Here is a 20,011-nt window from a genome sequence, read left to right as displayed (position 1 = left end):
GGTGACCTGCCCTGACAGCGCCTCGACGCCCGCCCTCGTAGCCCGAAGTGGCGGACGGCGGCGGTCAGGTGGTGAGAAGGCCGCCGTCGACGGGGAGGGTGACACCGGTGATGTAGGACGAGGCGTCACTGGCCAGGAAGATCGCGGCGGCCACCAGCTCAGCGGGATCGCCCGCGCGGCGCATCGGCACGCGCGCCTCCAGCGTCGCCTCCAGGTATCCCGGCTGGTAGGTCTCGGTCATCTCCGAGTGGAAGAAGCCGGGCTCCAGGCAGTTGACCCTGATGCCCTTGCGGCCCGTCCACTGCTGCGCCAGGTCTCTGGTCAGCCCGATCACGGCCGCCTTCGAGGCGCTGTAGGCCGCCTGCGGCAGCCCCGCCGTCGTCTCGCCGAGCACGCTGCCCACGTTGATGATCGACGACCCAGGCCGCATGACCCGCCCGCAGGCCTGGGCCATCCAGTAGGTGCCGTGCAGGTTGACGTCGACGACCTGCCTGAACTGCTCGGGCGTCTCCCGCGTGGCGGGCACCGCGGTGCCCACCCCCGCGTTGTTGACCAGCACGTCGACGGCCCCGAAGGCCGACAGCGCGGCCTGGACCAGCGCGTCGCAGTCGGCGACGACGCTCACGTCCGTGGGGACGGCCACGCAGCGCCGTCCCGTCGCCTCCACCAGCTGCCGCGTCGACTCGAGCCGGTCCTTGCGACGGGCGCCGATCACGATGTCGGCGCCCGCCTCGGCCAGCCCTCGCGCGAAGGCCACCCCGAGCCCCGAGGAGGCTCCGGTGACGATGGCGACCTTCCCCTGAAGGCTGAACCGTTCGAGCATCTAGAGACCGTACTCCTTGGTGATCCGCTCGTGCCGCTCGACCTCGACGTCGACCTCTCTTGCCAGGTCGAGCCAGGCCAGCGGGTGCACCCAGCGCTCGGTGGCGTCGTCGAGCAGCGCGTCGACCTCGACCGCCGCCACGTTCGACGGGACCGCGACCCAGCCGAACACGCCGGGCAGCTGCTCGCCGGTGGTCGGGTGGGTGACGCGGTAGTTCTCGTCGCTGTAGACCCACATCGGCCAGCCGCGCTCGGCCATGACCTCGGTGAACTCGGCCCAGTCGGCCTCGCTCGGAGCGGCGCCGTCGAAGAAGTAGCTGGTGTAGCCGCCTGGACGCAGCATGCGCACGGCCGCGAACGGCGGCACGAAGTTCTGCTGCTCCTCGGGGTCGTCGGGGACGGGCTCGAGCAGCTGCGGGTCGAAGACGACGAGGTCGCCCGCGTTGTACTCCATGCCGCGCGGCTGCGGCAGCGCCAGCCTGGCCGTGGCCGGGCCCGTGCGGATGGACAGCACCTGGCGCTGGCCGCCGTCGGGCGCGGGCAGGATGATCCTGACCAGGCCCAGCTCCTCCTCGATCGGCCCCTCGGACGACTTGATCGGCATGCCGACCCGCTTGGCGCCGATACGGACGGTCTCCCAGTCCTCGGCGGAGGTCGCCATGACGATCATGCGCCAGACGTCCTCGTCGGTCATGTCGTCGCTGTCGAGGGCCTCGCGCAGCGCCAGAGCGCCCTTGGCGTCCTGGTCGAGCTGCTGGGAGGCGCTCGCGAACGCGCGCCTGGCCTCGATGCCGGCGCCCGCCTCCATGGCCTGCTCGGCCTCGGAGGCCGCCTGCTCCCACCGCTCGCGGGCGATGTGGAGCCTGGCCAGCGCGAGGTGCTTGCCCGCGGCGGGCAGCAGCTCGGCCATCTGCTCGAGGCGCTCGTCCTGGCGCGCCTCGACGAGCAGGTTGGTCAGGAAGTCGAGGTCCTGGGCGTCGGCGGTGGCGATCTGGCCGGTGTCGACGAGCATCTTCCAGTAGATGTCGGCGCCGGTGACCGGGTAGCCGAGGAAGCCGAGCGTGGTGGTGTGGCGGCGGGTGGCCTCGATGTCCTTGCCCGACAGCGGGGCCAGCCAGCCGACCCACTCCTCGGGGTTGGCGTTGATGCCGTCGGCGGCGTCGAAGTAGGCGACGCGCTCCTCCAGCGGGCTGGTGGCCTCGGGAGCCGTGGTCGACGCGGCGGCCGCGCGCAGGGCCGCGACCCGCTCGGTCACGCCCTCGGCCGAACGCAGCTCGGCGGCGCCCTGCTCGGCCAGGTCGGCGAGGAGCTCGGCCTGCCACACACCCTGGCGCGCGACCGCGAGCTCGCCGGCGATCAGCGCGAGCTCGACACGGGCGCGGTAGCCGCCCATCATGCCGAAGTAGTCGATCCACTGGCGCAGGACCCTGCCCAGTTGCCAGGTGTTGGTGATCTGCGCCGAGCCCGCCAGCTTGTTGACGGCCTGGGCCCACTCCACGAAGTCGCGCGGGTGGTCGCCGACGACGTCGAGGTCGGGCAGCGCGTCGACGGCCTCGGCCGTGCGTCCCAGGGTGGCGAGGATGAGCGAGCGGCGCACGCCCTCGCGGTGGGGCTTGGCGACCGGGTCGTCAGGCTTGAAGTCGGCGGCGGCCTGGATGGCGGCCAGCGCGTCGTCGGCGCGGCCGAGAGCCAGCAGCGCGCGCGAGCTCTCGGCGCCCAGCTCCCAGCTCGCCGCGCGGCCGACCGCGCCCAGGCGCTGGATCGCGGTCTCGGCGTAGGAGACCGCCTCGTCCGCGCGGCCCGCGTCGGTGAGCGCGGAGACGTACTGGGTCACCAGGCCCGCGTAGGCGGCGTCGGTCGGCTCGAGCGCCTCGATGGCGGGGCCGAGCAGAGCCAGGCGGTCGGCGGCGTAGCCGGGACCGTCGGCGTTGGCCTGCGCGATGGCGAGCGCCTCGACGGCCGCGGGGACCGAGGGGCACTCGCGCACGTCTTCGCGCTGGGCGAACGCCACGAGGCTCTCGGCGTCGCCGATGGCGACGGCGCCCTGCGCCCTGTCGCCGACACGGCCGATGAGATGCCAGTAGCGGGCGTAGAACTCCAGCCAGGGCAGGTCGACGCTCTCGGCCTGCTGCGCGATCGCCGGGGCCATCACGTCGAGCTGCGGGTATCGCCCCTCGTAAGCCTGTGCGGGCAGATCACCCAGCGCCATGGCGAACCCGGCGTTACCTGCCTCAGAAAGCTGCTGCTGGGTTTCGCCGACCCAGGCCCAGATGTCCACGTCCATGGGCAGTCAGTCTGCCAGGTCAATGGACATGCCCCAAACGCATCAAGGTGATGACCTCGTCGCGTTCCGCCTCGGTCAGGACGGAGAAGGCGGGCGCCATCAGCTCGTCGGTCAGATCCTCGGCCTCCCGCCTGCGCGCGATCGTCTCCTCGTCGAGCGCGGGGTAGGGCTCGGGCCAGGTGAAGAAGCGCGCCATGCTCTCGCCGGAGGAGATGCCGAGCGGCGTGCCCTCGTGGTCGGCGGCCAGGGTCGCCATCAGAGGGTCGAGCCCCTTGGCGAGGACGGCAACGGCGTGCAGGCCGCCGCGCAACTCCCTCACGACGTGCATGAGCTGGGTGGCCCTGGCGATGGGCTCGTCCGGCAGCGGCACCGCCCTCCAGCCCGCGAACAGCGGCGCTCCCAGCACCGATGCGGCGCCGGCCACCCTCTCCAGCAGCTCGGCCAGGCGTCCGCAGGCCTCGGCGTCGCTCAGCCTGCGCCTGCCCCATGCGTGACACGCCTCGGCGTAGAGCGCGACCGCCTCCTCGACGGGCAGCTTCCTGCCGCCCTCCCAGCTCTCGCGCACGTGGGCGGCGGGGAAGAAGACGGCGACCGAGGTGACGACGTCGGCGTCCACCTCGCCGAGGACGCCGCACCTGCCGCGGAAGTACAGCTCCCGCGGACCGAGCCCGGTTCGCGCGCAGAGCTCCTTGGCCTCCCTGGAGACCATGAAGCCGCCGCCCAGCCTGCCGATCGTGCCCTTGACCGCCGCCGCCGTGTGCTTGGAGTCGACCATGCGGCCAGCATCGCTCAGCAGAACATCATTCTGCAAGAGTCGTCAGAGGCTCAGTTCGCCCGAGGCGATGATCACCGCGGGTCCCGCGAGGTAGCTCGTCTCCTCCTCCAGCGTGACCGTCAGGTGGCCGCCCGGCACGTCGATGTTCCATGTGCCGGTGCTCTCACCCGCCAGGTGCGCGGCGGCCACGGCGGTGGCGACGGCTCCCGTGCCGCACGAGCGGGTCTCGCCCGAGCCGCGCTCGAACACGCGCATCACGGCCCTGCGCTGCCCGACCGGGTTGAACAGCTCGATGTTCACCCCCGTGGGGAAGACGCCCGGATCGAAGCCTGGCTGGTGGCCGAGGTCGAGCTGGACGACCGGCTCGCCGATGGCGCAGGCCAGGTGCGGGTTTCCCATGTCGATATGCAGCCCGGTGAACTCGTGGCCGCTGACGGTGGTGACGCTCTCACCGAGCACGACGGGCTTGCCCATGTCGACGCGCACGTCACCGTCGGCCTCGATGCGGACCAGCTTGAGCCCTCCCCTGGTGGCGACGGCGAACTCGCCCGGCGAGGCCAGGCCGGCGGAGACCAGGTAGCGGGCGAAGACCCGCACGCCGTTGCCGCACATCTCGACGACGCTGCCGTCGGCGTTGCGGTAGTCCATGAACCACTCGGCGCTGTCGGCCTGGTCGGCCACTTCGTCGCTGGCCTTGGTGCGCACCACGTGGAGCACGCCGTCGGCGCCGATGCCGGCCCTGCGGTCGCAGATCGCGGCCACCGTGGCGGGGGGCAGGTCGAGCGCTCCGTCAGGGTCGGGAAGGATGACGAAGTCGTTCTCGGTGCCATGCCCTTTGAGAAATCTCATGCCACAACCCTATCGAGGGCCTGCTGGAGCAGGTCCCCCGCGTCGAAGGGCAGCCAGACCACCCTGGGGTCGCGGCGGAACCACGACTCCTGCCGCCTGGCGAACCTGCGCGTGGCCCTGACGGTCTCCTCGAAGGCCTGTTCCTCGCTCCACTCCCCCTGGAGGAAGCGCAGCACCTGCGCGTAGCCGAGGGCCCTGCCTGCCGTACGGCCGTGCGCCAGGCCGAGCGGGAGCAGGCCGCGCACCTCGTCGACCAGGCCCGCCTCCCACATGCGCCGGACGCGCAGCTCGATGCGCTCGTCGAGGACCGGCCTCGGCACCTCCACGCCGATCTGGACACTGGGATACAGGGCGTCGTAGGAGGGCATGCTCGCCGAGAAGGGCCGCCCCGTCAGCTCGATGACCTCGAGGGCGCGCACGATCCTGCGCCCGTTGCTGGGCAGGATCGCCTCCGCGGCCTTGGGATCGAGCGCTCTCAACCGCTCGTACAGCGCCCCCGAGCCCACCCCGGCCAACTCGTCCTCCAGCCTGGCCCTGATCGAAGGATCGGTGCCGGGAAAGTCGAGGTCGTCGAGCGCCGCGCGGACGTAGAGGCCGGAGCCGCCGACGAGGATCGGCACCTCGATGGCGTCCATGAGCGGCCTGACCAGACGCTGGTACTCCGCCACGCTCGCCGTGACCGTCACGTCCCAGATGTCCAGGAGGTGGTGCGGGACCCCTCTGCGCTCTTCCTGGGAGAGTTTGGCGGTACCGATGTCCATTCCTCGGTAAAGCTGCATGGAGTCGGTATTGATGCATTCCCCACCCAGCCGGAGTGCCAGATCCACGGCGAGATCGGACTTTCCGGCCGCGGTCGGCCCGACGACGGCGATGACTGGCTGCTTGCCCACACGGATAAGTGTGTCAACCCGCGGGGTATGACTCGTCCCAGTGCATCGACACAAATCGGGGGATTGTCATGTCGATCTTTGACAAGGTCAAGGAGATGCTGGGCGGCGAGGAGAAGTCGCGCAACGTTCCTGAGCAGGCGACGAACGCCGAAGGAACACCCGCGCAGGGGAAGGACTCCTCTGGCGACCCGCTCGACGGCCTGAAGAACACGGCCGAGGACGCGGCGAACAGCCACATCGACAAGGCCGCAGGAGCTGCGGACTCGGCCACGGGGGGCAAGTACACCGATCACATCGACACCGGCGCCGACAAGGCGAGGGACGCCGCCGACCGGATCGACGGCCAGCAGGACTGATGACGGGGCCCGGGGCCGCCGCGCCCGGCGGTCCCGGTGACCGTCAGAGGTCGAGCAGCGTCGGCTGCAGGTAGCCCTCGTGGGTGAGCAGCCAGCGCTTGGTCTCCACGCCCTCGCCGCCGCTGAACCCGCCGAGCCCGTTGCCCGCCACCACGCGGTGGCAGGGCACCACGATAGGGATGGGGTTGGCGCCCATGATCGAGCCGATGCCGCGGGCGGGGACGCTCGAATGCGCCCGCCGCGCCAGCTCGCCGTAGGTCACGACCGTGCCGAAGGGCACCCGGTGCAGCGCCTGGAGCACCTGGCGCGGGGTGGGCGAGACGAACCGCCAGTCGATGGGCGTCTCGAAGGCGCGAAGCCGACCGGCGAAGTAGTCGGTCAGCTCCGCCACGGCGCCGGCCGTACGGCTGGGATCATCGACTTCGACCAGGTCCTTCAGCCGCGGTCTGGAACCCCAGCCGGAGGCGACGAGGCCCTCCTCTGTGACGGCCAGCACGAAGCGACCGACCGGCGTCGGCAGCTCGGCGAACGCGACGGTGCCGACAACAGTGCCGCCAACGGTGGTCATCATGTCCTCACCACAACAGGTAGAACTGCCAGGAATCACATCCTACGAGGGTCGTCCAGGAGGTTCTCCCTCATGGCTCCCTACTGGAACCACGGCGCCGGGCGAGCGGCGGATCCGCGGCCAGACGAGATCGTCGAGGCGAGCACAGCGGTGAGCAGCACGGTTCGGCGGCCGATCGGCGCATGGGCGGAGGACTCCGGCTTCTCCGCGCCGCGCGAGGCGATCTAGCATCGTCTGCGTGTCCCTTCGCGAACTCGTCGTCCTCGGCACGTCCAGCGCGGTCCCCACCCGGCACCGCAACCACAACGGGTACTTCCTGCGCTGGGACGGACAGGGCGTGCTGTTCGACCCGGGCGAGGGCACGCAGCGGCAGATGCTGCACGCGGGTCTCAGCGCGCACGACATCCACTGGATCTGCGTCACCCACTTCCACGGCGACCACTGCCTGGGCGTGCCAGGCGTGGTGCAGCGCATCGCCCGCGACCGCGTCACCCATCCCGTGCGCGCGGTCTTCCCCGCCTCAGGCCAGCTCTACTGGCGCAGGCTGAGGCACGCGGCCGTCTTCGCCGACACCGACAAGATCACCGAGCATCCCGTCGCCGGCCCCGTCGCCGAGCTCGCGCCGCTGACCGCCCGCCGCCTGTCACACCCCGTCGAGTCGTACGGCTACCGCCTCCAGGAGCCCGACGGCCGCAGGATGCTGCCCGACAGGCTCAAGGCCCACGGCATCAAGGGCCCCGAGATCACCGAGCTCCAGCGGAAGGGCTCGGTACGCGGCGTCACCCTCGAGCAGTGCAGCGTGCCCCGCCCCGGTCAGTCGGCCGCCTTCGTCATGGACACCAGGCTCTGCGACCCGGTGTTCGAACTGGCCGACGGCGCGGACCTGCTCGTGATCGAGTCGACGTTCCTGTCGTCGGAGGCCGCGCTGGCCAAGGAGTACGGTCACCTGACCGCCTACGACGCGGGGCTGGTCGCCGCCCGCGCGGGAGTGCGCAGGCTGGTGCTGACCCATTTCTCCGAACGGTACGGCCTGGCCGAGGAGCCCGCCTTCCTGGAGGAGGTGCGGCGCAGCTACGAGGGCGAGGTGGTGCTGGCCCGAGACTTCACGACGGTCCCCGTGCCCAGACGGCGCTGAGCGCCCGCCGTCAGGGAGCCCGGCTATCGAGCCAGGTAGCCACGAAGCACCCCACTCCTCGCCCACCGTCAGGGAGCCCGGCCTTCGAGCCAGGTCGCCACGAAGTATCCCACTCCGCGCCCGCCGTCAGGGAGCCCGGCCTTCGAGCCAGGTGGCCACGAAGTATCCCACTCCGTAAGGAGAGGACTCGTCCAGCAGGGCGGGCCGCAGCGCGGCGCCCTCGGCCGCGCCCGCCAGCACCTGCAACGCGGCCCTGCCCGCCACCCAGAGCGCGGCTGCCTCGGCGGGGTCCATCGCGGCCAGCGCCCCCGTGTCGGCCTCGGCCAGCGCCCTCACGATCTCTTCGTTGTACGGGACGGCGGCCGGATGGAGGTAGCCGGGCGACTTCTCGGTGAGGCAGGCCGAGCCGTCACCCATGACCAGCAGCGCGGTCCTTCGCCCCTGGACCAGCTCCGCGCCCAGAGCCAGGCACTCGGCGACGCTCGCGTCCGACGCCACACCCTGGAACATCAGACCCCGCCCGGCCGCTGCTGTACCACCCCTTCCGCCGGCCGTTCCGCCAGTCGGTTCGCTGGTCGGTTCGCTGGTCGGTTCGCCGGGCGCTCCGGTCGTCGGTTGGCTGATCGGTTCGCCCGGCGCTCCGGTCGTCGGTTGGCTGACCGGTTCGCCCGGCGCTCCGGCGTTCGGTTCGCCGGCCGCTTCGCTGGTCGGTTCGCCGGGCGCTCCGGTCATCGGTTGGCTGATCGGGTCGCCAGCCGCTTCCGTGTTCGGTTGCCTGGCCAGGAGCCAGCGGCCGATCGTCAGCGACAGTGGCAGGACGGGCTCGCCCTCGCCCACCCTGACATCGACGCCCCACGGGCCGAGCGTGCCCGCGGCCTGCCCGCCGTACGCCCGGGTCCGCTCGTCGGAGCCGACGACGACGAGCAGGTCGTGATCCACGGCGAGCACCGCCCCGATCGCGGCGGCGCAGGCGGCGCGCAGGCCGTCGAGCTCGGGCGCGGCGGCCCCCGCGAGCTCGGGCACGATCAGCGGGGGATGCGGGCACACGGCCGCGGCGACAAGCATCCGCCCAGGCTAACCGAGCCGCCACCTCCCCCAACCGCGAGCGCCCACACCAGCACGGGCTGAGGCCACCGCTCCCGGCCGCCCCTACCGGCAGGTCTCCCAGCCCCTCGGCGGGCGACCTCCATCACCGGAAGCGGCCACCTACAAGGCGCACGACCTCCCGAGCGAGCGCCCTCCTGCCGCCAAGGCGCACGGCCTCCCGAGCGAGCGCCCTCCTGCCGCCAAGGCGCACGGCCCCACGGCGGGTGGCTTCCTACTGGTAGGGGTTGCGGCCCTCGCGGACCGCGGCGAACAGGCCCTCGGCGTAGGTGTGGGCCGCCTTATGCAGGCCGTGGCCGTAGCTGACCCTGACGACGCCGAGCGCGGCCAGCTCCTCCAGCGAAGGGGCGCCGGGCCGGAACAGCACGTTGATCGGCAGTTGGGCGGCCAGCGCCCCGATCTCCTCGGCGTCGGCCAGGCCGATCGGGTAGACGCAGTCGGCGCCCGCCTCGAGGTAGCGGCGGCCTCTGATCAGCGCGTCCGCGGTGGTGCGGTCTCCGGCGACGTAGGTGTCGACACGGGCGTTGACGACCAGGTCGGCACCTGCCGCCGCCCTGACGGCGGCGAGGAAGTCGGCCTGCTCCTCCCTGTCGATGAGGCCGTCGCGGCCCGAGTCCTCGAGGTTGCAGCCGGAGGCGCCCGCCTCCAGCAGGCGCTCGACCAGCTCGGCGGGCTTGAGACCGTAGCCGCGCTCCATGTCGGCGGTCACGGGGACGCCGACCGCCCGCACGATCCTGGCCACCGCCGCGAGCATCTCTGCCGGCGGGGTGTGCTCGCCGTCCTCGTAGCCGAGCACGGCCGCCATCGCCGAGCTGCCGGTGGCCACGACGGGGAAGCCCGCCGCCTCCACGGCTCTGGCGGAGGCGGCGTCCCAGACGTTGGGCAGGATGAGCGGGCTCGTCCTGGTGTGGAGGTCGCGCAGGCGGGTGGCTGTCTCGGTGGTCATGCGGGGACCCTACGGCGCGACCGCCGGGCGCTGAAGGTCCAATCGGCTCGCATACCCGGGAGCCACCCACCGCTCGGGAGCCGCCCACGGCCCGGGAGTCACCCGATACCCGAGCGCGACCTCCGCGGGGCGAACCTGAGCCGCCGCCCTTACGGCCTCAGCAGCCGTCAGCCGCGCACTGGCCCGCGACCTCGCCCGCGGGACCGTCGGCCGGACCGCCCCCCGCGCTCTGCTGCTCCTTGGAGGTGTCCTTCGATGTGTCCTTGGACGTGTTCTTCGAGGAGGAGCCGTCACTGCCGGTGGCCTGGCCCGCGGCCCCTCTGTCAGAGTCAGAGTCAGGGTCGGAGTCGGCGGGAGGATCGGCTTGGACGGCGTCGCCCTCGGCCGATTCACCGCTCTCGACAGGCAGCGCTTCGCCCTCCGCGGACTCTCCCGAGTCGCCGAGGTCCTCGCCGGGGCCCGAGTCGTCCTCGTTCTCGGATCCGGACTCCGATCCGGACCCTGGCTGCTGGGCCTGCTCACTGGTCCGGGAGGCAGGGCCGCCCTGAGCCCTGTCGTCGCCCAGGAGCGTGAAGCCGACGCCGCCTGCCACCAGCAGGGCGACGAGCGCCGAGGCGGCGATGACGAGGGGCTTGCTGTTCCTTCGCGGTCGGCGATCCTGACCAGGCCCGGAAAGGATCTCCAGGCGATCCTGATCAGGCTGGCCCGTCGGTGAGGGGACGTGCCCGTGCATGAGAGAACTCCCTGCGGTCGTATCGGGGGGAAACGCGATGGCTTCCGCGGGCGATGGACCACACTAACCGCAGGAGTGGAATGCCCGCACACCAATCACGAAGGAATCACGACTTGTCTACTCTTGGACCCATACGCCCAGGTTGGCGGACCAGGGCGGTTCCTGTGGCGGGCGTGGCCGGGGTTCTGGGCACCGCCGGACTAGGCGTTTTCCTGGCGTTTTCCGGGATTTTCGATGATCGTCCGAGGATTTCGGAGACTGCGCAGATAAGGGCGCTTACCCCTGGTCCGGAAATATCAACTTCCGTGGAGGCGGCGAGGCTCGTGCCGCCTCAGGCCCGGGGCAGCGGGTGGGTCAGACCGGTGCCCGCTCCGCCGTACCGGACGGCGCCCTCGCCGCGCAGGACGGCGGGCGACCACGGGCAGGCCACGGCTCCGACGGCGCGCAGACCCTCGACGGCGCGCACTCCGGGCAGCACGAGCGCGCGTCCGGTCGAGCCACGGGCGCAGCGCCCGCTGCCCGACCCGTGCGCGACCTTCAAGGACCTACGGCGCGACTACTGCTACGAGGTCCTCGACGACCTCACGAGATGACGGCGCAGCCTCCCGGGAAACCCGCGGCAGCCTTCACGAGACACCAGGACACCCTCGCGAGACGACGGGGACATCCTCGCAAGCCCACGACGCGTCCTCACGAAGTGACCCGCATCTCCTCGCGGAGATGACGCGCGCCCCTCACCAAGCGGCCGCGCGTCCACGCGAGGGTGACGGGCGTCCACGCGAAGGTGATGGGCGTCCCCTACGAGGTGACGGCGCAGCCGGAGGGCTCGACGGGCAGGGGCGCGGGGCGGCCGATGGAGGGCATGCCGAGCGAGACGCCCTTGGCCTGGGCGGGAGCGCCCTGGCGGGCCTGCCACGCGTCGCCCGCGCGGGTGCGGCGCAGGCCGAGGGCGCGGTCGGCGACCAGGTGGTGCGGGGCCGCGTAGGTGACCTCGACGGTCACCATGTCGCCCGGCCTGGGCGTCTCGTCGCCCACCGCGAAGTGCACGAGCCTGTTGTCGGCGGCCCGTCCGGACAGGCGTCGCGTGGCCTCGTCCTTGCGGCCCTCACCCTCGGCGACCAGCACCTCGAGAGTGCGGCCCACCTGCTTCTTGTTCTCCTCCCACGAGATCTCCTCCTGGAGCGCGACCAGCCGCTCGTAGCGCTCCTGGACGACCCCCTTCGGCACCTGGTCGGCCATGGTGGCGGCGGGGGTGCCTGGGCGGATGGAGTACTGGAAGGTGAAGGCGTTGGCGAAGCGGCTCTGGCGCACCACGTCGAGGGTGGCCTGGAAGTCCTCCTCGGTCTCGCCGGGGAAGCCGACGATGATGTCGGTGGAGATGGCCGCGTCGGGCATGGCCGCGCGGACCCGCTCGATGATGCCGAGGTAGCGCTCTGCCCTGTACGAGCGGCGCATGGCCTTCAGCACCCGGTCGGAGCCCGACTGGAGCGGCATGTGGAGCTGGTGCATCACGTTGGGCGTCTCGGCCATGGCGGCGATGACGTCGTCGGTGAAGGCCGCGGGGTGCGGCGAGGTGAAGCGGACGCGCTCGAGGCCCTCGATGTCGCCGCACGCGCGCAGCAGCTTGCCGAAGGCCAGCCGGTCGCCGAACTCGACGCCGTAGGTGTTGACGTTCTGCCCGAGGAGGGTGACCTCGAGGACGCCCTGCTGGACCAGCGCCTGGACCTCGGCCAGCACGTCGCCTGGGCGCCTGTCCTTCTCCTTGCCGCGCAGCGCGGGCACGATGCAGAAGGTGCAGGTGTTGTTGCAGCCGACCGAGACCGACACCCACGCCGCGTACGGCGACTCGCGCTTGGTGGGCAGCGTCGAGGGGAAGACCTCGAGCGACTCCTTGAGCTCGACCTGCGCCTCGCCGGCGATGCGGGCCCGCTCCAGGAGCACCGGCAGCGAGCCGATGTTGTGGGTGCCGAAGACCACGTCGACCCACGGCGCCTTGCGGACGATCTCGCCCTGGTCCTTCTGGGCGAGGCAGCCGCCGACGGCGATCTGCATGTCGGGGTTCTTCACCTTGGCGGGCCGCAGATGGCCGAGGTTGCCGTAGAGGCGGTTGTCGGCGTTCTCGCGGACGGCGCACGTGTTGAACACGACCACGTCAGCGGTCTCGCCGTCGGGAGCGGGCACGTAGCCGGCGTCCTCCAGCAGGCCCGAGAGGCGCTCGGAGTCGTGCACGTTCATCTGGCACCCGTAGGTGCGCACCTGATAGGTCCTCATGGCACTCTCAAGGGTAGGCGTTCCCGTGCAACACTTGCGCCCGAGGGTAAAATGAGGCTGCCGTGATCGGATCGGTACCGCCCGGTTAGTGACCGGTGCATCTCACCCCTCTACGTTGTCATCCATGACGGACCACTCGACTCCGCTGGTCAAGCTGGAGAACGTCAATAAGCACTTCGGGGCGTTGCACGTTCTGAAGGACATCAACCTGACCGTCTCCCGCGGCGAGGTCCTGGTCGTGATCGGTCCTTCAGGCGGTGGCAAGTCCACGCTGTGCAGGGCGATCAACAGACTGGAGACCATCGACGGCGGCCAGATCGTCTTCGACGGCAGACCCCTGCCCGCCGAGGGCAAGGCGCTGGCCGCGCTGCGCTCCGAGGTCGGCATGGTCTTCCAGTCCTTCAACCTCTTCGCGCACAAGACCATCCGCGAGAACGTGACGCTGGGCCCGGTCAAGGTGCGAGGCATCGCCAGGGACAAGGCCAACGCGCGGGCCATGGAGCTGCTCGAACGCGTGGGCATCGCCGCGCAGGCGGACAAGTACCCCGCCCAGCTGTCCGGCGGACAGCAGCAGCGCGTCGCGATCGCCAGGGCGCTCGCGATGGACCCCAAGATGATCCTTTTTGACGAGCCCACCTCCGCGCTCGACCCTGAGATGGTTCAGGAGGTGCTCGACGTCATGGTGGCCCTCGCTCGTGACGGGATGACCATGGTGGTCGTCACGCACGAGATGGGCTTCGCCCGGAAGGCGGCCAACCGGGTGGTGTTCATGGCCGAGGGCCAGATCGTCGAGGAGAGCACCCCTGACGAGTTCTTCACCAACGCCCGCACCGAACGGGCCAAGGATTTCCTCTCCAAGATTCTTACGCATTAGAAGAGGTGTCACACATGCGAATCCAACGTGCGGGAGCCGCTCTCGCGGCCGCTGGCGTCCTGGTAGGCAGCCTGGCGGCCTGCGGCGGCGGCGGCAGTGAGCAGACCTACGGCAGCGTGGTCGAGAAGGCGCAGGGTGGCGGCACCGTCGTGGTCGGCACCAAGTGGGACCAGCCCAGTCTGGGTCTGAAGAAGGGCGCGGAGCCCGAGGGCTTCGATGTTGACGTCGCCAAGGCCGTGCTCAAGGAGATGGCCGGCGGCAAGGATGTCAAGATCGAATGGAAGGAGTCCGCCTCTTCCAACCGTGAGCCCTTCCTGGCCAACGGCACGGTCGACATCATCTTCGCCACCTACTCCATCACTGACGAGCGCAAGCAGAAGGTGACCTTCGGCGGGCCCTACGTCGTCGCCCACCAGGACGTGATGACGCGCGGTGACGACACCTCGATCAACGCCCCGACGGATCTGAAGGGCAAGAAGATCTGCAAGGCGTCCGGCTCCAACTCCTACAAGCGGATCACCGACCCGCCGCCGGACGGCAAGCTCGACATCGACGCCACGCCCGTCGACGCGGCCAACTACTCCGAGTGCATCCAGAAGCTGCAGGGCAGCAACCTTGACGCGGTGACCACCGACGACCTGATCCTGGCGGGCTTCGCCAAGCAGGCGGCGGCCTCCGGCGGCAAGTTCAAGGTCCTGGGCCAGGGCTTCACCGACGAGAAGTACGGCATCGGCCTGAAGAAGGGCGACACCAAGACCTGCGAGGCGGCCAACGCGGCCGTGGCGAAGCTGTGGCAGAACGGCACCATGAAGCAGCTGTTCGAGAAGTGGTTCGGCGGCATTCAGGGGCTCAAGCTGGCCGACAGCGCGCCGCCTGCCGAGGGTTGCGCCTAGGAAGACACGACGCGGCGGCCGGTGACCCGGCCGCCGCTGTCATATCGACGGTGGAGCACGATGGACGAACTAATTACATATGGCCCTCAGCTGCTCGAGGGTTTCCTGGAGAACATCAAGCTCTCCCTCGTGGCCGGGGTGTTCGCACTCATCGTCGGCACGCTGCTGGTGGCGATGCGCGTCTCGCCGACCCCCGTGCTGCGCGCGGCGGGCACGGTCTACGTCAACGTCGTACGGAACACGCCGCTGACGCTGGTGCTGGCCTTTTCCGCGCTGGGCCTGAGCGACACGCTCGGACTGGTCTTCTCGGGTGTGCCGCGCACCAACTCGTTCTGGATCGTGTCGCTGGGCCTGGGGGCCTACACCGCGGCCTTCGTCTGCGAGGCGCTGCGGTCCGGTATCAACACCGTCCCCACCGGGCAGGCCGAGGCGGCCAGGGCGATCGGCCTGACGTTCTTCCAGACGCTCACGCTGATCATCCTGCCGCAGGCCTTCCGCGCGGTGGTGGCCCCGCTGGGCAGCGTGTTCATCGCGATGATCAAGAACACGACGGTCGCCACGGCGGGCGGGCTCCTCACCGAGTCCGCGGCGAACATGAAGGAGATCTTTGACACCACCGGTGCCTCGATCCCGATCTTCCTGGGCATCGTGGCGGGCTTCATGATCCTGACCATGCCCATCGGCTTCTTCACCGGCTGGCTCTCCCAGCGCCTGGCGGTGGTCCGATGAGCACCTCGGTCCTGTACGACACCCCTGGCCCGCGCGCGAAAGTCCGCAACGCCCTGCTGACCGTCCTCGGCGTCGTGCTGGTCGGGACCGTCCTGTATCTCATCTACGCGGGCTTCGACGCCAAGAACCAGTGGGACGGCCGCATCTGGGAGCCCTTCCTCCAGGCCGAGACCTGGGAGTTCTACATCATCCCCGGCCTGATCGGCACGTTGAGGGCCGCGGCGGTCGCGGCCGTCCTCGCGCTGATCTTCGGCGCGGTGTTCGGCCTGGCCAGGCTCTCCGACCACCGGTGGATCAGGATCCCGGCAGGAGCGGTCGTCGAGATCTTCCGCAGCATCCCGCTGCTGCTGCTGATCTTCTTCATCTTCTACCTGGCGCCCTCGCTCTTCGGTGGCGGCGACTACGCCTTCATCGCCCTGGTCACCGCCCTGATGCTCTACAACGGCTCGGTGCTGGCCGAGGTGGTCAGGGCGGGCGTGCGCGCCGTGCCGAAGGGGCAGTCCGAGGCGGCCTACTCCGTCGGCATGCGCAAGAACCAGGTGATGCGCCTGGTTCTGCTCCCGCAGGCGGTGACGGCCATGATGCCGGCGATCGTCAGCCAGCTGGTGGTGCTGCTCAAGGACACCGCGCTCGGCTACATCATCGCCTACGTCGACCTGCTCAACACCGGGTTCAAGATCCTGCCCGCGGCCTTCTTCGGCTCGCTGATCCCGGCCGCGATCGTCATCGGCATCATCTACATCGGTCTCAACATGGCGCTGAGCGCACTGGCCAACTGGCTGGAGAAGCGCAGCAGGCGCAGCCGCAAGACCGCGGCTCCGCCCGTGGCCCCGCCGGGCGCGTCGGTTCTCGGCGTCGGCCCGGGCGCGGGCAGCGGCGCGGGGGCCGAAGCCGTGGCGACGATGGAGTAAGGGCCACGGGAGGCATGGTTTTCGGGCAGGATGCCGCTATGCCTCTCTGGCCTTCTCCCATCTCCACCACCGATGTCGCGAGCTCGGGCCTGCGTCTGGCCTGGCCGTCCGTCGTGGGTGACGAGGTCTGGTGGACCGAGGACCGGCCCGACGAGGGCGGCCGCACCACCATCGTGCACAGGGCCGCCGACGGCACCCGCACCTCGCTGCTGCCCGCCCCGTGGAACGCCCGCTCCAGGGTCCACGAGTACGGCGGGCAGCCCTACCTCGTCACTCCGCGTGGCGTGGTCTTCGTCAACTTCGACGACCAGCGCCTCTATCTCGCCACCTCGGGTGAGCCCACACCGCTCACCCCCGACGACGGCTCCCGCTACGCCGACCTGCACCTGGGTGAAGGCCACCTGTGGTGCGTGCGCGAACGGCACGACGGCAAGGTCACCCGCTCCATCGTCTCGGTCCCCCTCGAAGGGGGCGAACCACGCGAATTGGTGACCGGCAGCGACTTCTACGCCTTCCCCACCCTCTCCCCCGACGGCCTGCACCTGGCCTACATCTGCTGGAACCACCCACGCATGCCGTGGAACGGCACCGAGCTGCGCGTCACCCGCCTGGCCGACGGCAACTCCTGGACCGTCAAGGGAGGCTCCACCGAGTCGGTCCTCGCGCCGCAGTGGAAGGACGACAGCCACCTCTACGTGGTCTCCGACTGGTCGGGCTGGTGGAACCTCTACCAGATCGGCCTCTACGGCACCTCCTCCCAGGCGCTGCACCCCGCCGAGGAGGAGTTCGCCTGGCCGCTGTGGCAGCTGGGCGGCAGGCCGTACCTCGTGCTGGCCGACGGGCGGCTCGCGGTCCTGCACGGCCAGGGCGACCTGCGGCTGGGCATCCTCGACCCCGAGACGGGCGAGCTGCGCGACCTCGACGTGCCGTACTCAGGGTGGGACCCGGCCCTGTCCGCCGACGGCGCCACCCTGGTCGGAGTGGCGTACGGCGCGGCGATCCCCCGCTCGATCGCCAGGCTCGACACGGTGACCGGCAGGGTGGAGGGGCTGCGGCGCGACATCGGTGAACTGCCCGACGTGGCCTACCTGCCCTCCGCCGAGCCCGTGGAGTTCCTCAGCGAGTTCGGACGGCACGTCCACGCGTTCCTCTACCGGCCCGCCAACCCCGAGGCCACGGCAGAGGGGCCCGCCCCCTACGTGGTGTTCGTGCACGGCGGGCCCACCGGGCACAGCAACTCCGCGCTCGACCTGGAGAAGGCGTTCTTCACCTCGCGCGGCATCGGGGTGATCGACGTCAACTACGGAGGCTCCACCGGCTACGGCAGGGCCTACCGCGACAGGCTGCGCGGCCAGTGGGGCGTCGTCGACGTCGAGGACACTGTCGCCGCCGCCGAATGGCTGGCCGCCGAAGGCCTGGCCGACCCGGCGCGCATCGCGGTCAGGGGCGGCAGCGCGGGCGGCTGGACGGTGATGGCCGCCTGCTGCAGGTCCTCCGTGTTCGCCGGAGGGGTGTCCTACTACGGGGTCAGCGCGCTCGCCGCGCTCAACGCCGCCACCCACGACTTCGAGTCGCGCTACACCGAGTGGCTGGTCGGCCCCGAGGATCCCGCCCTGTACGCCAGCCGCGAGCCCCTCGCGCTGGCCGACGGCGTGACCTGCCCGATGCTGCTGCTCCAGGGGCTGGACGACCCCGTGGTGCCGCCCTCGCAGTCGTCGGCGTTCGCCGACGCGCTGTCGGAGCGCGGGGTGGCGTGCACGTACCTGTCGTTCGAGGGCGAGTCGCACGGCTTTCGCCGCATGGAGACGCGCACCGCCGCCCTCGCCGCCGAGCTGGCCTTCTACCAGCAGGTCTTCGGCATGTACTGAGCCGCTGCCCTCCCTGAGGGTTGCGACGTAGCGGCGGGAAGCGGAGTCCCGCTGGAGGACGCGTGGCGCGACGGGCGGTCACCGGTGACCCCGGTGGCCTCTTCTGGGCTGTGCCGTACAGGATGAGAAGGGGATCTAGCGGGCGAACTCTGTCGCGCGCGACTCGCGGACGACGGTGATGCGGATCTGGCCGGGGTAGGTGAGCTCCTCCTCCACCTGCTTGGCCACGTCGCGGGCGATCACCTGCGCCTGGATGTCGTCGATGGCGTCAGGCTTCACCATGACGCGGATCTCGCGCCCCGCCTGCATGGCGAACACCTTCTCCACGCCCTCGTAGGAGGTGGCGATCTCCTCCAGCCGCTCCAGCCTCTTCACGTACGCCTCGAGTGACTCGCGGCGGGCGCCCGGTCTGGAGCCGCTGATCGCATCGGCGGCCTGGGTGAGCACGGCCTCCACCGTGCGCACCTCGACCTCGTTGTGGTGCGCCTCGATCGCGTGCACGACGTCCTCGTGCTCGCCGTACCGCCTGGCGATCTCCGCGCCGATCAGCGCGTGGCTGCCCTCGACCTCGTGCGTCAGCGCCTTGCCGATGTCGTGCAGCAGCGCGCATCGCTTCATCAGCGACTGGCTCATGCGCAGCTCCGCCGCCATGATCCCGGCGATGTGCGCGGACTCGATGAGGTGCTTCAGCACGTTCTGCCCGTAGGAGGTGCGATACCTCAACTGTCCGAGCAGCAGCGTCAGCTCCGGGTGCATGTCCGTGATGCCGAGTTCCACCAGCGCGTCCTCGCCCGCCCTCGCGCACAGGTCCTGCACCTCGGCGCGGCTGCGGTCGTAGGCCTCCTCGATGCGCTGCGGGTGGATGCGTCCGTCCAGCACGAGCTTCTCCAGCGTGAGCCGCGCCGTCTCCCTCCGCACCGGATCGAAACACGACAGCAGCACCGCCTCGGGCGTGTCATCGATGATCAGGTTGACCCCGGTCGTCGACTCGAACGCCCTGATGTTGCGCCCCTCACGGCCGATGATCCGGCCCTTCATCTCGTCACCCGGCAGGTGCAGGACGCTCACCACGGACTCGGCCGTCTGCTCCGCCGCGATGCGCTGCACGGCCAGCGTCACGATCTTGGTGGCCCGCTTCTCGCCCTCCTTGCGGGCCTCGCCCTCGATCTCCCTGACGATCAGCGCCGCCTCACGCTTGGCCTGGTTCTCGATCTCCCTGACCAGCTCGCTCTTGGCCTGCTCGGAGGTCAGCCCTGCCACCCTTTCGAGGATCGCCCTGCGCTCACCCTCGACCTGCAGCAACTCCTCGCGCCTGTCTGCCAGCTCCGTCTCGGTCTCGGCCAGCTTCCTGGCGCGTTCGACCTGCCTGCGCGCCTCCTCGTCGAGGCGCTGCTCCCGCTCGGCCAGACGGCTCTCCCTGCGTTCGAGGTCGGAGCGCAACTCCTTGAGCTCGTTCTTGAGGATGCGGCTCTCCTCTTCGACCTCCTTACGCATCTGCGCGGCACTCTCAGCGGCCATCTCCGACCTGCGCACGATCTCACCGGCGTCGGACTGCGCCTTGTCCCTGATCAGTACGGCTTCGCGCCGCGCCTCCTCCAGCTCGCTGTGCACCTCGGCCAACTGATCGGGCGACGGTTGGGAGACGGGTGGCGGAGCCAGCGCGGCGGTTCGGCGCAGGAGTATGACAAACGCGACGATCATCACGCATGCCAGCAGGAGCACTGCCACCGCCAGCACCACGACAGGCGTCTCCATGTGCGCCCCGCCCTCCTCGCGTCATAGATGTGCCCAAACGCTCCAGGAGGGGTCACGCGCGCAGCACAGATCGCCCCAACGGTGTCGCCACCAGGACAAATATCAAGCCAAGGCAGACGCGGCACCGACTGAACAGCCGACGCCTTGCCTTCCCTGGGTCAATCGAGCTCGCTCGTCCGTAGTTCACCGGTATGGCAATCCGCACTGCGCGGAGTAACTCCTCACTGCCGTCGAGGTTATGCGTCGAA

At 70.4% G+C, this 20,011-nt stretch carries 20 protein-coding genes; 8 read left to right on the top strand and 12 right to left on the bottom strand.

Annotation, left to right across the window (positions count from 1 at the left end):
- Positions 1–64 precede the first annotated feature (64 nt).
- Genes FHR33_RS36215 through miaA form a run of 5 tightly spaced genes read right to left on the bottom strand, consistent with a single transcriptional unit; the run spans position 65 to position 5,620 of the window.
- Positions 65–823: an SDR family NAD(P)-dependent oxidoreductase gene (locus FHR33_RS36215; protein ID WP_183657630.1), complete on the bottom strand. Its 759-nt coding sequence runs from the start codon at positions 821–823 to the stop codon at positions 65–67.
- Positions 824–3,106 (bottom strand): tetratricopeptide repeat protein, encoded by a 2,283-nt coding sequence (locus FHR33_RS36210; protein ID WP_183657628.1) that lies wholly within the window; start codon positions 3,104–3,106, stop codon positions 824–826.
- A 19-nt stretch (positions 3,107–3,125) separates the two neighbouring features.
- Entirely contained in the window at positions 3,126–3,881 is a 756-nt protein-coding gene (locus FHR33_RS36205; RefSeq protein WP_246452292.1) for an SCO6745 family protein, read from the bottom strand.
- Positions 3,882–3,923: 42 nt separating this feature from the next.
- On the bottom strand, positions 3,924–4,730 hold the full coding sequence (gene dapF / locus FHR33_RS36200) for a diaminopimelate epimerase (RefSeq protein WP_183657626.1): 807 nt from the start codon (positions 4,728–4,730) through the stop codon (positions 3,924–3,926).
- Entirely contained in the window at positions 4,727–5,620 is an 894-nt protein-coding gene (gene miaA / locus FHR33_RS36195) for a tRNA (adenosine(37)-N6)-dimethylallyltransferase MiaA (RefSeq protein ID WP_183657624.1), read from the bottom strand. The genes dapF and miaA overlap by 4 nt, the downstream gene beginning before the upstream one ends.
- 68 nt (positions 5,621–5,688) lie before the next feature.
- Between miaA and FHR33_RS36190 the strand changes: the two genes are divergently transcribed.
- A complete protein-coding gene (locus tag FHR33_RS36190) occupies positions 5,689–5,976 on the top strand; it encodes an antitoxin (RefSeq protein ID WP_183657622.1) in 288 nt (95 codons plus the stop codon).
- A 43-nt stretch (positions 5,977–6,019) separates the two neighbouring features.
- On the opposite strand, the gene FHR33_RS36185 is transcribed toward FHR33_RS36190, so the two are convergent.
- A complete protein-coding gene (locus FHR33_RS36185) occupies positions 6,020–6,547 on the bottom strand; it encodes a methylated-DNA--[protein]-cysteine S-methyltransferase (protein ID WP_221241389.1) in 528 nt (175 codons plus the stop codon).
- Positions 6,548–6,616: 69 nt separating this feature from the next.
- On the opposite strand from FHR33_RS36185, the gene FHR33_RS36180 reads away from it, so the two are divergent.
- Together FHR33_RS36180 and FHR33_RS36175 are read left to right on the top strand one after the other, a co-directional pair.
- Entirely contained in the window at positions 6,617–6,772 is a 156-nt protein-coding gene (locus FHR33_RS36180) for a hypothetical protein (RefSeq protein WP_183657620.1), read from the top strand.
- A 10-nt stretch (positions 6,773–6,782) separates the two neighbouring features.
- Positions 6,783–7,679, top strand: coding sequence for a ribonuclease Z (locus FHR33_RS36175; RefSeq protein ID WP_183657618.1), 897 nt, complete (start codon positions 6,783–6,785; stop codon positions 7,677–7,679).
- Positions 7,680–7,805: 126 nt separating this feature from the next.
- Here the strand turns inward: FHR33_RS36175 and FHR33_RS50900 are convergent, their stop codons facing one another.
- The 5 genes from FHR33_RS50900 to miaB all read right to left on the bottom strand — a co-directional run bounded on the left by FHR33_RS50900 (position 7,806) and on the right by miaB (position 12,733).
- On the bottom strand, positions 7,806–8,744 hold the full coding sequence (locus FHR33_RS50900) for a class III extradiol ring-cleavage dioxygenase family protein (protein ID WP_183657616.1): 939 nt from the start codon (positions 8,742–8,744) through the stop codon (positions 7,806–7,808).
- Between the two features lie 253 nt (positions 8,745–8,997).
- Positions 8,998–9,729, bottom strand: a complete 732-nt coding sequence (locus FHR33_RS36165; protein WP_183657614.1) for an isocitrate lyase/PEP mutase family protein — start codon at positions 9,727–9,729, stop codon at positions 8,998–9,000.
- 157 nt (positions 9,730–9,886) lie between these two features.
- Entirely contained in the window at positions 9,887–10,462 is a 576-nt protein-coding gene (locus FHR33_RS36160; RefSeq protein WP_183657611.1) for a hypothetical protein, read from the bottom strand.
- 331 nt (positions 10,463–10,793) lie between these two features.
- A complete protein-coding gene (locus tag FHR33_RS36155) occupies positions 10,794–11,003 on the bottom strand; it encodes a hypothetical protein (protein WP_183657608.1) in 210 nt (69 codons plus the stop codon).
- 257 nt (positions 11,004–11,260) lie between these two features.
- The gene (gene miaB, locus FHR33_RS36150) at positions 11,261–12,733 is read right to left on the bottom strand and encodes a tRNA (N6-isopentenyl adenosine(37)-C2)-methylthiotransferase MiaB (protein WP_183657605.1); all 1,473 of its coding nucleotides are present in this window, start codon (positions 12,731–12,733) and stop codon (positions 11,261–11,263) included.
- Between the two features lie 124 nt (positions 12,734–12,857).
- Between miaB and FHR33_RS36145 the strand changes: the two genes are divergently transcribed.
- The 5 genes from FHR33_RS36145 to FHR33_RS36125 are packed head-to-tail and all read left to right on the top strand — an operon-like array spanning position 12,858 to position 18,008.
- Positions 12,858–13,607, top strand: a complete 750-nt coding sequence (locus FHR33_RS36145; protein WP_183657602.1) for an ATP-binding cassette domain-containing protein — start codon at positions 12,858–12,860, stop codon at positions 13,605–13,607.
- 14 nt (positions 13,608–13,621) lie between these two features.
- Entirely contained in the window at positions 13,622–14,500 is an 879-nt protein-coding gene (locus FHR33_RS36140) for a glutamate ABC transporter substrate-binding protein (protein ID WP_183657600.1), read from the top strand.
- A 60-nt stretch (positions 14,501–14,560) separates the two neighbouring features.
- Positions 14,561–15,229, top strand: coding sequence for an amino acid ABC transporter permease (locus tag FHR33_RS36135; protein WP_183657598.1), 669 nt, complete (start codon positions 14,561–14,563; stop codon positions 15,227–15,229).
- A complete protein-coding gene (locus FHR33_RS36130; protein WP_183657596.1) occupies positions 15,226–16,140 on the top strand; it encodes an amino acid ABC transporter permease in 915 nt (304 codons plus the stop codon). Before FHR33_RS36135 ends, FHR33_RS36130 begins: the two co-directional genes overlap by 4 nt.
- A gap of 38 nt (positions 16,141–16,178) precedes the next feature.
- Positions 16,179–18,008 (top strand): S9 family peptidase, encoded by a 1,830-nt coding sequence (locus FHR33_RS36125; protein WP_246452291.1) that lies wholly within the window; start codon positions 16,179–16,181, stop codon positions 18,006–18,008.
- 135 nt (positions 18,009–18,143) lie between these two features.
- On the opposite strand, the gene rny is transcribed toward FHR33_RS36125, so the two are convergent.
- The gene (rny, locus tag FHR33_RS36120) at positions 18,144–19,763 is read right to left on the bottom strand and encodes a ribonuclease Y (RefSeq protein ID WP_183657592.1); all 1,620 of its coding nucleotides are present in this window, start codon (positions 19,761–19,763) and stop codon (positions 18,144–18,146) included.
- Positions 19,764–20,011 lie beyond the last annotated feature (248 nt).

It is taken from the genome of Nonomuraea dietziae (assembly GCF_014195505.1).
GTDB classification, from domain to species: Bacteria; Actinomycetota; Actinomycetes; order Streptosporangiales; family Streptosporangiaceae; genus Nonomuraea; species Nonomuraea roseola.
The sequence above is the reverse complement of the archived record's forward strand: the minus strand, read 5'-3'. Positions and strand labels throughout refer to the sequence as shown.

What these genes read in the sequence shown, in the direction of transcription:
- FHR33_RS36215 (WP_183657630.1), bottom strand. Translation starts at nt 823, where the DNA reads ATGCTCGAACGGTTCAGCCTTCAGGGGAAGGTCGCCATCGTCACCGGA.
- FHR33_RS36210 (WP_183657628.1), bottom strand. Translation starts at nt 3,106, where the DNA reads ATGGACGTGGACATCTGGGCCTGGGTCGGCGAAACCCAGCAGCAGCTT.
- FHR33_RS36205 (WP_246452292.1), bottom strand. Translation starts at nt 3,881, where the DNA reads ATGGTCGACTCCAAGCACACGGCGGCGGCGGTCAAGGGCACGATCGGC.
- dapF (WP_183657626.1), bottom strand. Translation starts at nt 4,730, where the DNA reads ATGAGATTTCTCAAAGGGCATGGCACCGAGAACGACTTCGTCATCCTT.
- FHR33_RS36190 (WP_183657622.1), top strand. Translation starts at nt 5,689, where the DNA reads ATGTCGATCTTTGACAAGGTCAAGGAGATGCTGGGCGGCGAGGAGAAG.
- FHR33_RS36185 (WP_221241389.1), bottom strand. Translation starts at nt 6,547, where the DNA reads ATGATGACCACCGTTGGCGGCACTGTTGTCGGCACCGTCGCGTTCGCC.
- FHR33_RS36180 (WP_183657620.1), top strand. Translation starts at nt 6,617, where the DNA reads ATGGCTCCCTACTGGAACCACGGCGCCGGGCGAGCGGCGGATCCGCGG.
- FHR33_RS50900 (WP_183657616.1), bottom strand. Translation starts at nt 8,744, where the DNA reads ATGCTTGTCGCCGCGGCCGTGTGCCCGCATCCCCCGCTGATCGTGCCC.
- FHR33_RS36165 (WP_183657614.1), bottom strand. Translation starts at nt 9,729, where the DNA reads ATGACCACCGAGACAGCCACCCGCCTGCGCGACCTCCACACCAGGACG.
- FHR33_RS36160 (WP_183657611.1), bottom strand. Translation starts at nt 10,462, where the DNA reads ATGCACGGGCACGTCCCCTCACCGACGGGCCAGCCTGATCAGGATCGC.
- miaB (WP_183657605.1), bottom strand. Translation starts at nt 12,733, where the DNA reads ATGAGGACCTATCAGGTGCGCACCTACGGGTGCCAGATGAACGTGCAC.
- FHR33_RS36145 (WP_183657602.1), top strand. Translation starts at nt 12,858, where the DNA reads ATGACGGACCACTCGACTCCGCTGGTCAAGCTGGAGAACGTCAATAAG.
- FHR33_RS36140 (WP_183657600.1), top strand. Translation starts at nt 13,622, where the DNA reads ATGCGAATCCAACGTGCGGGAGCCGCTCTCGCGGCCGCTGGCGTCCTG.
- FHR33_RS36135 (WP_183657598.1), top strand. Translation starts at nt 14,561, where the DNA reads ATGGACGAACTAATTACATATGGCCCTCAGCTGCTCGAGGGTTTCCTG.
- FHR33_RS36130 (WP_183657596.1), top strand. Translation starts at nt 15,226, where the DNA reads ATGAGCACCTCGGTCCTGTACGACACCCCTGGCCCGCGCGCGAAAGTC.
- FHR33_RS36125 (WP_246452291.1), top strand. Translation starts at nt 16,179, where the DNA reads ATGCCTCTCTGGCCTTCTCCCATCTCCACCACCGATGTCGCGAGCTCG.
- rny (WP_183657592.1), bottom strand. Translation starts at nt 19,763, where the DNA reads ATGGAGACGCCTGTCGTGGTGCTGGCGGTGGCAGTGCTCCTGCTGGCA.